Here is a 12,868-nt window from a genome sequence, read left to right on the forward strand (position 1 = left end):
GGGCGTCCTCCGGTCACCCTCCGGCACTACCATGGACGTCGACGACGTCTGCGCCGGAGGATGACCGTGTCCCAGCTCAGCCTCGATCCGCCGCGACCCGAAGGGGCCACCACCCCGGCCGAGTACGTCGCCGCGCTCCGCGCGCTGAGACTCTGGTCCGGCCTGACCTTCCGCCAACTCGCCGCCAAGGCGAGCGCGTCCGGCGACCACCTCGCGGTGAGCACCCTCGCCTCCGTGCTGAGCCGGGCCACGCTGCCCCGGCGCGAGGTCGTCGCCGGCTTCGTCCGGGCCTGCGGTATGGACGCCCCGACCGTGGCCGCCTGGGTCACCGCCCGCGACGCGCTGCTGGCCCGGTCCGGGCATCCGGCCGAGCCGGATCCGCCGCCGGAGCACCCGCCGCCGGCACCGACGGTACGGCCCGGCCGGTCGGCGCCCGGCATGCTGCCACCCGACATCGCCGACTTCACCGGCCGCGCCGCCCACGTCCGGGCCCTGCGGGACCTGCTCACCCGGCAGGCCGCCCCCGGGCCCGGTCCCGGTGTCCGGGTGGTCGCCGCGATCTCCGGCATGGGGGGCGTCGGCAAGACCACCCTCGCCCTGCACGTGGCGCACCTGCTCGCCGAGGAGTATCCCGACGGCCAACTCTGGGTCAACCTGCGCGACGCGCAGGGCTCCCCGCTGGACCCGGGTGACGTGCTGGCCCGCTTCCTGCGCGCGCTCGGCGTCGACCCCCGTGCCGTCCCCGACGGGCAGAGCGAACGCGCCGAGATCTACCGCACCCTGCTCGCCGGCCGTCGGGTGCTGGTCGTCCTCGACAACGCCGGCGCCGAACAGCAGATCCGCCCGCTGCTGCCCGGCGCCCCGACGTGCGCCGTGATCGTCACGAGTCGGCTGCGGCTGACCGGTATCGAGGGCGCCCGCCACATCGAACTGGACCTGTTCACCCCGGACGAGGCGATCCGGCTGCTCGCCCGGATCACCGACGACGACCGCGTGCTCAGCCGCGTCGACCAGGCCGCCGAGATCGTCGAGTACTGCGGCGGCCTGCCGCTGGCCGTCCGCATCGCGGGCGCGCGGCTCGCGGCCCGGCCCGCCTGGCGGCTGGCGCACCTGGCGGCGCTGCTCGGCGACGAACGACGGCGGTTGGACCGGCTGGCCACCGGCGACCTCGCGGTACGGGCCTCGCTGGCGCTGAGCTACCGAGAGCTCGACGAGGAACCGCGGCGGCTGTTCCGCCTGCTCGCCCACTTCGACCTGCCCGACTTTCCCACCTGGCTGGCCGCACTGGTGCTGGACTGCCCGTTCGAGCAGGCCGCCGAGCACGTCGAGACGCTGGTCGACGCCCAACTGCTCACCGTCGCCGGCGCCGACGCCGCCGACCAGGTCCGGTACCGCTTCCACGACCTGGTCCGGCTCTTCGCGGTCGAGTCCGCCGCCGACGACTCGGAGGAGGCCGTCACCCAGGCCCTCGTGCGCGGGTTCGGTGGGTGGATCGTGCTCGCCGAGCGGCTGGTCCCCGCGATCCCCGGGCCGTGTTTCGCCCTCATCTCCAGTCCCGCGCCGCGCCCGACGATCGACTGGGCGTGGGAGTACCTGCGCGACGTCGACCCGCTGCGCTGGTTCGACGCCGAACGCGCCGCGATGGTGGCGGCCACCCGGCAGGCCTGCCGGCTCGGCCTGGCCGACCTCGCCGTCGACCTCGCCGGCCGGCTCGAGAAGTACTTCGACCTGCGCGGCATGTACGCGGACTGGGCGAGTCTCGACACCGAGGTGCTGGCGGTCTGCCGGCAGGCCGGCAACCTGCTCGGCGAGGCCGTCATGCGCCGTGGCCTGATCGACGTGCTCACCTGGAGCGCCGACACCGGTGACGGGGCCGCGATGGCCCAACTGCACGCCGACTCGGTCCGGCTGCTGGAGATGTTCGACGCCCTCGGCCACGATCCGGGCAGTTCGGACGCGGCCGTGATGTGCTCCTGGGCGTTGACGGCGGCCGGGTCCTACCCGGAGGCGGTCACCATGGCCGAGCGGGCGCTACGGCTCGCCACCCGGTCCGGACACCTCGGTGGCGAGGCCCGCGCCCACCTGGCGCTGGCGGTGGCCACCTTCGAACAGGGGCAGGTCGACACCGCCACCACCCACACCGCCGCCGCGCTCGACCGGGCCCGACAACTGGGCAACCCCCGGTGGGAGGCGACCGCGTTGCAGTTCTCCGGCATCGGTCACCGGGAGCTGGGCAACCTCGACGAGAGCCACCGGCTGCTCACCGAGTCCCTCCGGATCTCCCGCGCCTACCGGGACGACTACACCGCGGCGCTGACCCTGCTGGCCCTGGCCCACCTGCACTTCACACGGGGTGACCCGGGCGCGCGGGAGGCCGCCGAGATGGCGTTGGCGCTCAGCCGCGAGTACCACATGGTCCACCACCTGGCCGAGGCGCTCCAACTGCTCGGCGAGATCGAGCTGGCCGAGGGCCGGCCCGCCCGGGCGGTACCACACCTGGAGGAGTCCGTGTCGCTGTGGCGTACCCGGGGCTGGCTCTCCTTCCAGGCCGCGACGCTGACCAGCCTGGGTCGGGCCCGCCTCGACGCCGACCCGCAGGGCGCGCGGGACGCCTTCCAGGAGGCGCATGCGCTCCTCACCCGACTCGGCCGGACGGACCAGGCCGCGCGGTTGGTGGGGCTGATCGACGCGGCGGCCCGGGCCCACGCGGAGGGCCCGTCCGGCCGGCGCGAGCCGGCCGGCGACGGTGCGCACGACCCGGCCGGCGGCGATACATAGGAGAACACCGGATTCGCCGGGACCTGCGACGCCCTAGCGTCGGAGCATGACCAGAGCTGCGGTGTGGCGCGGGCGAGCCGGTGGCGCGGGCGGCCCGGCCCGCCGCCGACCCGCCGGCGTCACGGCGCTGACCTGCCTCGTCGTGCTGTCCACCGGCTGCGGCGCCATCGACCTCGGCGGCTCCGCCGCCGACGACGACCGGTACGGGTTCGGCCCGAGGCCGGACGACTCCGTCGTGTACCAGCCGGACGTGGTGCTCGTCGACGGGGGCAGCCGGGCCATCCGCTCGGTCAGTGCGGACGGGTTCACGTACGTGGTCGACGGCGACGCGCGGGGCGTGGACGACCTGCGCCCCGGCCGGATCATGTTCGCCACGAGCGAGGCGGTCGGCCGGGTGGTACGGGTCGACCGCTCGGGCGGCGACGCGGCGATCACGCTGGCCCCGGTACGCCTGACCGACGTGGTCCGGGACGGTCACTTCGCCGTCGACCAGGCGCTCGACCTGGAGTCGCAGGCCTTCGGCGCGCTGCCGTCCCTGCTCGGCGAGACCGTCGAGGAGACCCCCGCCGGGGCCACCCCGGCGGTACCGGACGCCGGACAGGCGACCGGGATCGGCACGAACGCGATCGGGCTTCCCGATCTGCGGCTCGCCGCGCCACCGATCGTCCTCGCCCCCGCCCGCGCCCCGGCGGCCGACCCGGCGGCCAGGAGCATCGACCGGAAGATCGGCGCCTGGGCCGTCACCGCGTACAAGGACAGCGGGAAGCTGGGCCTGACCGCCCAGCACGGGACGGCCGTGTCCCGACTCAAGGTCGACTTCGACATCCGGTTGCTCGTCCGCGACCTGCGGGTGTCGGGCGACATCCGGGTGACCGACGGCGTGATCCCGCACCCGAGGTTCCGCGTCGACGGGATCGAGGCGCTGGCCGTCACCATCGCGGCGGGTGCCGAGGGCGGGCTGAGCGACAACAAGAAGGCGAAGATCGAGCTCCCGATCGAGGTGAAGCAGCCCATCGTCATCGGCGGTTTCCCGGCGACCCTCAAGCAGACCTTCACGTTCCTCGTGCAGACGGCGTTCACCGCGAAGAACGGCAACATCTCCGCCACCGGCCGCTGGGGACTCGACGGTCCGATCGGGTACGACGGCTCCGCCGTCCTGACGCCCGCCTTCTCGGTGCAGGAGAGCATCATGCAGTCGCTGCGGGGCGTGTCGATCGGCGTCGAGGGCATCGTGGTGGCCGCAGAGTTCCGGTTCGGCCTCCTGCTCGGCCTGCCGGTCGCGGGCGCCGGGCCGTTCGTCGGCGTGGTGGCCTCGCTCGGCCTGACCAACGGCTCGGCGGCGGGTCGGGTGGGGCTGCCGCTGGCCGGCCCGGCGGCGAAGTGCCGGGGCTCCACGCTCGTGCTCACCGTCCGGGCCGGCGAGGGGATCAGTCTGTCCAGGACCTTGTCGGAGGCGATCGAAGAGGTGCTGAAGGTCAGCATCCCGGCGGAGGCCGCTTCCCTCAGCAAGGACATCGTCAACCGCAGCGTCGTCGAACCCGACGTACCGCTCTGTCAGGGCTGAGCCCACCCGCCCCGCTCCGCAGGCTCCCGCCGGCCCGCCGCCCTGCCGGTGAGGTCCGTCCCGCAGCGGCGCGCGGCGCCCCACACCCCGTGGGGCGCCGCCGCCCGCAGTCCACCCGCGCCGTCGTGGCACCGGCCCGTGCGGCGGGCCGGGTCAGGCGCTGCCGGTCACGGCGCCGGGGTCACGGCGCCGGGCGTCACGGTGAACGGTGCCCGCAGCAGGGCCGCGTCCCGGGAGGACGGCCCGACCAGCAGGTCGAAGTCGCCGGGTTCGACGACGCGGCGGCCCCGGCCGTCGACGACGGTGCAGTCGGCCACCGGGATCTCGATCCGCACCGTGCTGCGCTCCCCCGGCGCCAGGTCGACCTGGCGGAAGCCCTTGAGCTCCTTCTCCGCCCAGCTCGCGGAGGTCACCGTGTCGCTCACGTACACCTGGACGGTCTCGCGGACCGGCCGCGACCCGGTGTTGTGGACCGTCACCTCGGCGCGGACGGTCTCCGCCGGCCCCAGCTCGGCGGAGTCGATCCGCAGGTCGGTGTATTCGACAGTGGTGTACGACAGGCCCTCGCCGAAGGCGAAGGCAGGGCTCTGGGTCAGGTCGGCGTAGCGGGTGCCGTGCTGGCCACGGATCTGGTTGTAGTAGGTCGGCTGCTGGCCGACGTGGCGGGCGAAGGAGATGGGCAGCCGGCCGCTGGGCTCGACGAGGCCGAGGAGGAGTTCGGCGACGGCCCGGCCGCCCTGCATGCCCGGGTTCGCCACCCAGAGCAGGGCGGCGGCGGTCAGCGCCGAGTCCGGCAGGACCAACGGCTTGGAGGCGAGCAGCACGACGACCAGCGGGGTGCCGGTGGCCGCGAGGGCGTCCAGCAGCGCGATCTGACCGCCGACGAGATCGAGCGTGGCGGTGGACTTGCCCTCGCCGACCAGCTCGATACGGTCGCCGACGACCGCCACCACGTAGTCGGCCGCCTCGGCCGCCGCGACGGCCTCGGCGATCATCGCCTGGTCCGGCGGACACGGTACGACCACCTGCGGGCGGGGTTGGCCGTCGGGGAAGAACGCGCCCTCCGGGTCGGTGTCCAGGGTGAGGATGTCGGCGCCCCGGGCGTACGTCACGGTCCACTCCGGCGGGGTGACCGCGCGCAGCCCGTCGAGCACCGTCGTGATCAGCTCGCGGGGCTGGCCGTCGGCGAGCCAGGGCGCCTGGCCGGAGGAGCCCGCCCAGTCGCCGAGCTGGGTCTGCGCGTCGTCGGCGAGGGGTCCGACGACGGCGACGGTACGCGCGGTGGCGGCCCCGCCACGGGCCCGGCCGGTCCCGTCGGCGGTCAGCCCGCCCGCGAACGGCAGGACGCCGTCGTTGCGCAGCAGCACCAGTGAGCGCCGGGTGACCTCCAGGTTGAGCGCGGTGTGCGTGGGGTGGCCGATCACCGCCCGCTGCCGTTCGACGTCCGGGCGGCGGGGGTCCTCGAAGAGGCCCAACTCGAACTTGAGGGTGAGGATGCGGGCGACGGCCGGGTCCAGGTCGGACTCGGCGAGCAGGCCCTGGTCGATCGCGTCCAGCGCGCCCTGGAAGAACTGCGGCGTGGTCATGACCATGTTGTTGCCGGCCCGGACGGCCGCCGCGGCGGCGTGCGCGTGGTCCGGCTGGACCTGCTGCTCCCAGACCATCCGGCCGACGTTGTCCCAGTCGGTGACGAGCATGCCGGTGTAGCCCCACTCGCCGCGCAGGACGTCGTCGAGCAGCCAGTCGTTGACCGTGATCGGCACCCCGTCGATGGTCTGGTACCCGAGCATGAAGGTCCGGCAGCCCTCCCGGGCCACCCGCTCGAACGGCGGCAGGAACCAGGCGCGCAGCTTGCGGCGGGAGATGTCCGCCTCGCTCGCGTCGCGCCCGCCCTGGGTCTCCGAGTAGCCGGCGAAGTGCTTGGCGGTGGCCAGGATCGCCGTCGGGTCGCTCAGGCCCTCGCTCTGGTAGCCCCGCACCATGGCGGAGGCGTACTCGCCGATCAGGAAGGGGTCCTCGCCGAAGGTCTCGTCGACCCGGCCCCAGCGCAGGTCCCGGGCGATGCACAGCACCGGGGAGAAGGTCCAGTGCACGCCGGTGGTGGAGACCTCGACCGCGGTGACCCGGGCGACCCGTTCGACCAGGTCCGGGGACCAGGTGGCAGCCATCCCGAGCTGGGTCGGGAAGATCGTCGCGCCCCGGAAGAACGAGTGCCCGTGGATGCAGTCCTCGCCCACCAGCAGCGGGATCCGCAGCCTCGTCCGGGCGGTCAGGTCGTGGGCCTCGCGCAGGCCGTCCGGCGAGGTGTGCAGGATGGAGCCGACGTGCGTGGCCAGGATGTGGTCGGCCAGGTCGCCGCCGGCGTCGAGCTGCATCATCTGCCCGACCTTCTCCGCCGGGCTCATGCGGGCCAGCAGGTCGGCGACCCGCTCCGCGACGGGACGGGTCGGGTCGAGATAGGGCAGGTCGTGGGTCATGTCCGCGCTCTCGTGTCGGGGGACGCCGTCCCGTCCGTGGTCACGTACCGGCATTCTGGTCGCCGTGGTGTCCCGTCGGCAACACGCGTCCACCCATCGCCGCCGATCGCCCGACGCTGCCCGGAGGTGGGCCGGTGGTCGACGGGGGCGGAGCGGTCAGCGGTGGCGGGTGAGGTAGGCGCGGGCCTTGGCGCGGTTGCCGCAGACTGCCATGCTGCACCAGCGGCGGCGCCCCCGGGTGTCGAGGAAGAGCCATCCACAGTCGTCGCCGGGGCAGGCCCGCACCCGGGCCCGGTCGGGCGTGCCGAGCAGGTCGGCGGCGGCCCGGGCGCAGGCGAGCAGCGGCAGCGCCAGCCCCGCGTCCTCGGGCAGCGTCCACCGGGCGACGCCCGCCGCGTCGGCCCGCAGCCGCGCGGTGGCGGCGGCGCGTTCGGCGTACCGGGCGACGACCCGGAAGGCGGCGTCCGCGCCCGGGTCGAGCAGGACGACGTACAGGGCCGCCCGCAGGTCCCGGGTCTCGGCGAGGACCTCGACGGCCTCGTCGGGCCGGTCCCGGGCCGCCGCCCGGAGCCGGTCCGTCACGACGGCGTCGAGCAGGCCGGCGTGCCGGGCCCAGACGGCGAGCCGCTGGTAGTCGCGCAGCCACTCCCGGTGCGGCTCCGGGGGCGCGTCCCAGCCGGCCCAGGTGTTGCAGAGTTCCAGCCCGGGATGCCCGGCGAGCAGCACCGGCATCGGGTACCCGTCCACCTCGACCCAGTGCATGCGCCGAGTATGCCTTGACGGCCGCCGATTAACCGGTAAACCTTCTTTCACCGGTTAATCGACGATCGTGCTGAGGAGACGACGATGCGCAGACGGGCGACAGCGACGCTGACGGCCACCATGCTGGTCACGGCCACCATGCTGGCCACGGTCACCGGGACGGCGGCCCCCGCGTCCGCGACCGAACCGATCCCACCGCTGACCGCGTCCAGTGCCGCACCGGCGCCCGGCGGCCCGGCCGACGGCCACCCACTGCTCGACGGCTACCGGCCGGAGCCGTGGCGCACCTGGGTACAGCCGGAGTGGAGCGCCCCGGCGGGTCGGTACTGCTCCTTCCCGCTCCAGGTCCGCGTGGTCACCCAGGACGTCCGGGTCCGGGTCGTCGCCCGGCACCCCGACGGCGCGGTCCGCCGGGAGGAGTTCACCGGCCCGCTGGTCGTCGACTTCGTCAACGGCGACACCGCGGCGACCGCGCGACGGGACGCGGGCGGGTCGGGTGCCGCCGACTACCGGCCCGACGGCACCTGGTCGCGGTACACCATCGTCGGCCCGGCGGGCTTCGGGTTCCGGCCCGGCGACCACCACCCCCGGGGCTACTACCTGCTCGACGGCCTGCACGTCGTCACCATCGACACCGACGGCACCCGCCGGCTGGCCGTCGGCTTCGGCGAGCAGGAGAACGTCTGCCTCGCCCTGGGCGACTGAACCGCCGCCCGGTCCGCCGAAATGCGGTTGCCCGGCGCCCCGGCGCTGCGCAAGGGTGGGCCCATGACGTTCTGACGGACAGCACCCCGTGACGACCCGGCCGTCTCGGCACCGATGCGTGCCGGGAGGGCCGTACACCCCTGTCCTGTCAACGGAAGAGAGCGTCCGTGTCCCTGCGCCACGGGCGGCAGGAGTCCCTGCCGCCGTCCACCCCCGCCACCGTCACCGTCTTCGCCACCCCGACGAGCTGGATCGAGTCCGACGCGGTCGCGCAGTGCCGACAGGTGGCCGCCCTCGACGGCATGGTCCACGTCGCCGGCATGCCCGACCTGCATCCCGGCAAGGGCGCCCCGATCGGTGCCGCCATGGCGTCGACCGTGCTGTACCCGTTCCTGGTGGGTTCCGACATCGGGTGCGGCATCGCCGTGTTCCCGATCGCCCTCAAGCGGGCCGTACCGGAGCGGCTCGCCGCCCGGTTCCCCGACCTCGACCGCGCGCTGCACCCCGGGCGGGACGCCGACGACCCAGCCTGGTCCGTCGTGGACGGTGACGTCCCCGCCGGCCACCTCGACGGCCTCGGCACCGTCGGGCGGGGCAACCACTTCGTCGAGCTGGCCCGGATCGGGTCCGTCGTCGAGCCGGCGCACGCGTCCCGGCTCGGGATCGCCGCCGGCGACCTCGTGCTGGTGGTGCACAGCGGGTCCCGGGGGCTGGGCGAGCGGATCCTGCGCGAGCACACCGAGGTCCACGGCGCCGGGCCGACCCCCGACCCGGCCGGGTACCTGGCGCGGCACGACGAGGCCGTCCGGTGGGGGTCGCTCAACCGGCGGCTGCTGGCCGCGCGGGTCGCCCACGCCCTCGGGGCCGAGCCCACCGCGCCGATCGTGGACCAGTGCCACAACCTGGTCGAGCGTCGCGACGGCCGGTACCTGCACCGCAAGGGAGCCGCGCCGGGCGACGGCCGGGACGTGCTGGTCGCCGGCACCCGGGGCACCCCGTCGTACCTGGTGGCCGCCCACTCCGGCCCGGCGGCCAACCACTCCGTGGCGCACGGGGCCGGCCGCAAGATGTCCCGGGCCGACGCGCTGCGCCGGGGCCGGGCCAAGCACACCGTCGAGGAACTGCGGCGGACACCGGTGGGCTCGCTGGTGGTGTGCGGCGACCGGCAGTTGCTCTTCGAGGAGGCGCCCACCGCGTACAAGCGCATCGAGCAGGTGATCGGCGACCTCGTCGAGCACGGCCTGGCCACCCCCGTGGCCACCACGGTGCCGCTGGTCACGTACAAGACCCCGGACGCCGGGTCGGCGCACCGCCCCGACCGGCGGCGGGCACGGGGGCGGCGGTGACCGTGCACCTGCTGATCTCCGCCGGGCGGGGCCCGCAGGAGTGCGCCTGGGCCGTGGCCCGGCTGCTGCGCCGGTTGACGGCCGACGCCGCCGGGCACCGGGTCACCGTCGACCGGGTACGCGCCGTGCCCGGCGACCGGTCCGGCACCTACCGTTCGGTGCTGCTCCGCATCGACGGGGCCGACGCCGAGGCGTTCGCCGCCGGCTGGACCGGGACGCTGTGCTGGCAGGCCCCGAGCCCGTACCGGGTCACCGCCCGGAGGAACTGGTACGTGACCGCCCGGCCCTGCCCGGTCGCCGCCCCGGCCAGCCCGTTCAGCGTCGCGGACGTCGAGATCGTCGGGTGCCGCACCGGCGGGCCCGGCGGGCAGCACCGCGACAAGGCCAGCACGGCGGCGCGGACCACCCACCGTCCCTCCGGGACCGTCGTCGTGGTCGACACCGAGCGGCACTTCGGCCTCAACCGCCGGATCGCCCTGGACCTGCTGCGCCGTCGCGTCGAGGAGCGGGACGAGGCCGCGCGCCGGGCCGTCGACACCCCCGGTCGGCACCTGCACGACGACCTGGTCCGGGGCAACCCCACCCGGGTCGAACGGCCGTCCGGCGCGGATCGGGACCGCGCCGGCCGCCCGCGCCGTCCCCCGCTGCCCCACCGCGTCCGCCGGTGAATGCGGTGTCGACGGCTCCGGGGAGTTGCTAGGCTGGTGGCCGCGTGCGACACGGACCCGCGCGCCGAGGGACCGAAGCACCAGAGCGCCAGAGCACACCAGGGCGCGAGAGCATACCAGAGCGCGAGAGCACACCAGAGCGCCTGAGCACTGAGGGAGAGCACCGTGAAGACGGGGGACGACGACATCTCGGGGTGAGCGGCCCCGCCGCCCGCCGGGGCGGTCTGTCCCGTCGTGACCCTTTCTCCCACCGGGTGCCTGTCGTGCCCCGGTCCCCTTTGCCGAGGATGTCTCCCGCATGTCCGACACCTGCATCGTCTGTACCAATCTGTCCTTCTCCTGGCCGGACCAGACCCCGGTCCTCCAGGACCTCACCGGCACCGTGCCGGCCGGGCGGACCGGCCTGGTCGCCCCCAACGGCGCCGGCAAGACCACCCTGCTGCGCCTGATCGCCGGTGCGCTCACCCCGACCGGCGGCAGCGTGCACGTCGACGGGGTGCTCGGCTACCTGCCGCAGGATCTGCCGCTGGCCGGCGACCTGACCGTCGCCCGGGTGCTCGGCGTCGACGCCACCATCACCGCGCTGCGCGCCATCGAGGCGGGCGATCCGGCGGAGGAACACTTCACCGCCGTCGGGGACGACTGGGACGTCGAGGAACGCAGCCACGCCGAACTCGACCGGCTCGGCCTGGGGGACGTGGCGCTGGACCGCCGCCTGGACACCCTCAGCGGCGGCCAGGTGGTCGCGCTCGGGCTGGCCGCGCAACTGCTCCGGCGACCGGACGTGCTGCTGCTCGACGAGCCGACCAACAACCTCGACGTCGACGCCCGGCACCGGCTGTACGCGGTGCTGGAGAGCTGGCCCGGCTGCCTGCTGCTGGTCAGCCACGACCGGGCCCTGCTGGACCGGATGGACCGCATCGCCGAACTCGACCGGGGCGGCCTGCGCCTCTTCGGCGGGAACTTCACCGCGTACGAGCAGGCCGCGAAGACCGCCCGGGAGGCGGCGGAACGGACCGTGCGCAGCGCCGAGCAGGAGGTGAAACGGGAGAAGCGGGAGATGCAGCAGGCCCGCGAGCGGGCCGACCGCCGGGCCAGCAACGCCGCCCGCAACCTCGGCAACGCCGGCCTGGCCCGGATCGTCGCCGGTGGTCTCAAGCGCAGCGCCCAGGAGTCCGCCGGCCGGGCGCAGCAGGCGCACGCCAACCGGGTCAGCGAGGCCCAGACCCGCCTCGACGAGGCGAGCCGGGCGTTGCGCGACGACCAGGTCCTCACCCTCGACCTGCCGGACACCCTCGTCCCCGCCGGGCGGACGGTGGTCACCGCCGAACGGGTCCGGATCCGCCACGGCGACCACGACGTCTTCGCCGGCGACGGCGTCGACCTGAGCGTCCGGGGCCCGGAGCGGATCGCGCTGACCGGACCGAACGGCGCGGGCAAGTCCACCCTGCTCCGCCTGCTGCACGGCGACCTGCACCCCGACGACGGGCAGGTACGCCGTGCCGACGGGCGGGTCGCGTACCTGTCGCAGCGGTTGGACCTGCTCGACCTCGACCGGACGGTCGCGGAGAACCTCGCCGTCTCCGCGCCGGACCGGCCGCAGTCCGAACGGATGAACCTGCTCGCCCGGTTCCTGTTCCGGGGCGCCCGCGCGCACCTGCCGGTCGGGGTGCTCTCCGGCGGTGAGCGGCTGCGCGCCACCCTCGCCTGCGTCCTCTCCGCCCAGCCCGCCCCCCACTTGCTCCTGCTGGACGAGCCCACCAACAACCTCGACCTGGTCAGCGTGGCGCAACTGGTGAGCGCGCTCGACGCCTACCGGGGGGCCTTCGTGGTGGTCAGCCACGACGAACGCTTCCTCGCCGACATCGGCGTGCAGCGCTGGCTGCGCCTCGACGGCGGCGTGCTGCGGGAGGTCCCCGCCCCCGAGGCCACCTGACGCGGCACGCCGTCCCCGCCCGGCCACCGGTTAATCGCTGGCCGGGCGGCGGCGCGGCGGCCACAATCCCCACAGTGGAACATCAGCAACTAATCAGCCTGAGCAAACGCATGTCCAAGGTGCTCCGGCACGACCCCGGGCGGGTCGGGCTCCGCCTCGACGCGGCCGGCTGGGTCCGGGTCGACGCCTTCCTCACCGCGCTGCGGATCCGCCGCGCCGACCTCGACGCGGTGGTCGCCGGCAACAACAAGCAGCGGTACGCCGTCCGCCGTGACGCCGACGGCGTCGAGTGGATCCGGGCCAGCCAGGGCCACTCCGTCCCCGTCGACCTCGGCCTGTCGCCGCTGCCGCCCCCGGCCCGGCTGTACCACGGCACCGGCGCCGCCGCGTGGCCGTCGATCCGGGCGACCGGGCTGCACCGCGCCGGCCGCCATCACGTGCACCTCAGCGCCGACACGGAGACCGCCCGACGGGTCGGCGCCCGACGGGGCGGACGGGTGCTCGTGCTCACCGTCGACGCCGAGGCGATGGCCGGCGACGGTCACCTCTTCTACCGCAGCGACAACGGGGTCTGGTTGACCGAGGCTGTCCCGGCGGCCTACCTGCGCGAGGGGACCGACGCCGGCTGAGCG

The 12,868-nt window shown here is 74.8% G+C and carries 9 protein-coding genes; 7 read left to right on the top strand and 2 right to left on the bottom strand.

Annotated features, from left to right (window positions below; translation table 11 throughout):
* Nucleotides 1-66 precede the first annotated feature (66 nt).
* Both AWW66_RS06395 and AWW66_RS06400 read left to right on the top strand, forming a co-directional pair.
* Nucleotides 67-2,778: an ATP-binding protein gene (locus tag AWW66_RS06395; protein WP_157527198.1), complete on the top strand. Its 2,712-nt coding sequence runs from the start codon at nucleotides 67-69 to the stop codon at nucleotides 2,776-2,778.
* Nucleotides 2,779-2,824: 46 nt separating this feature from the next.
* On the top strand, nucleotides 2,825-4,342 hold the full coding sequence (locus AWW66_RS06400; protein ID WP_245647954.1) for a hypothetical protein: 1,518 nt from the start codon (nucleotides 2,825-2,827) through the stop codon (nucleotides 4,340-4,342).
* Between the two features lie 167 nt (nucleotides 4,343-4,509).
* Here AWW66_RS06400 and AWW66_RS06405 read toward each other — a convergent pair whose 3' ends face one another.
* Both AWW66_RS06405 and AWW66_RS35120 read right to left on the bottom strand, forming a co-directional pair.
* On the bottom strand, nucleotides 4,510-6,819 hold the full coding sequence (locus AWW66_RS06405) for an exo-beta-d-1,3/1,6-glucosidase (RefSeq protein ID WP_067361207.1): 2,310 nt from the start codon (nucleotides 6,817-6,819) through the stop codon (nucleotides 4,510-4,512).
* Nucleotides 6,820-6,975: 156 nt separating this feature from the next.
* Nucleotides 6,976-7,581, bottom strand: coding sequence for a CGNR zinc finger domain-containing protein (locus AWW66_RS35120; protein ID WP_067361112.1), 606 nt, complete (start codon nucleotides 7,579-7,581; stop codon nucleotides 6,976-6,978).
* 84 nt (nucleotides 7,582-7,665) lie between these two features.
* On the opposite strand from AWW66_RS35120, the gene AWW66_RS06415 reads away from it, so the two are divergent.
* From AWW66_RS06415 to AWW66_RS06435, 5 genes are all read left to right on the top strand, one after another.
* Complete coding sequence (locus AWW66_RS06415) at nucleotides 7,666-8,286, top strand: hypothetical protein (RefSeq protein ID WP_157527200.1); 621 nt, start codon at nucleotides 7,666-7,668, stop codon at nucleotides 8,284-8,286.
* Between the two features lie 167 nt (nucleotides 8,287-8,453).
* Nucleotides 8,454-9,632, top strand: coding sequence for an RNA ligase RtcB family protein (locus AWW66_RS06420; RefSeq protein ID WP_067361118.1), 1,179 nt, complete (start codon nucleotides 8,454-8,456; stop codon nucleotides 9,630-9,632).
* A complete protein-coding gene (locus tag AWW66_RS06425; protein ID WP_067361121.1) occupies nucleotides 9,629-10,300 on the top strand; it encodes a peptide chain release factor-like protein in 672 nt (223 codons plus the stop codon). The genes AWW66_RS06420 and AWW66_RS06425 overlap by 4 nt, the downstream gene beginning before the upstream one ends.
* 298 nt (nucleotides 10,301-10,598) lie before the next feature.
* Nucleotides 10,599-12,236 carry a ribosomal protection-like ABC-F family protein gene (abc-f, locus tag AWW66_RS06430; RefSeq protein ID WP_067361124.1) on the top strand — a complete coding sequence of 546 codons (1,638 nt, stop codon included), beginning with the start codon at nucleotides 10,599-10,601 and terminating at the stop codon, nucleotides 12,234-12,236.
* Nucleotides 12,237-12,310: 74 nt separating this feature from the next.
* Nucleotides 12,311-12,865 carry an RNA 2'-phosphotransferase gene (locus AWW66_RS06435; protein WP_067361127.1) on the top strand — a complete coding sequence of 185 codons (555 nt, stop codon included), beginning with the start codon at nucleotides 12,311-12,313 and terminating at the stop codon, nucleotides 12,863-12,865.
* Nucleotides 12,866-12,868: the final 3 nt, after the last annotated feature.

Source organism: Micromonospora rosaria (genome assembly GCF_001567585.1).
In the GTDB taxonomy this organism is placed as follows: domain Bacteria; phylum Actinomycetota; class Actinomycetes; order Mycobacteriales; family Micromonosporaceae; genus Micromonospora; species Micromonospora rosaria.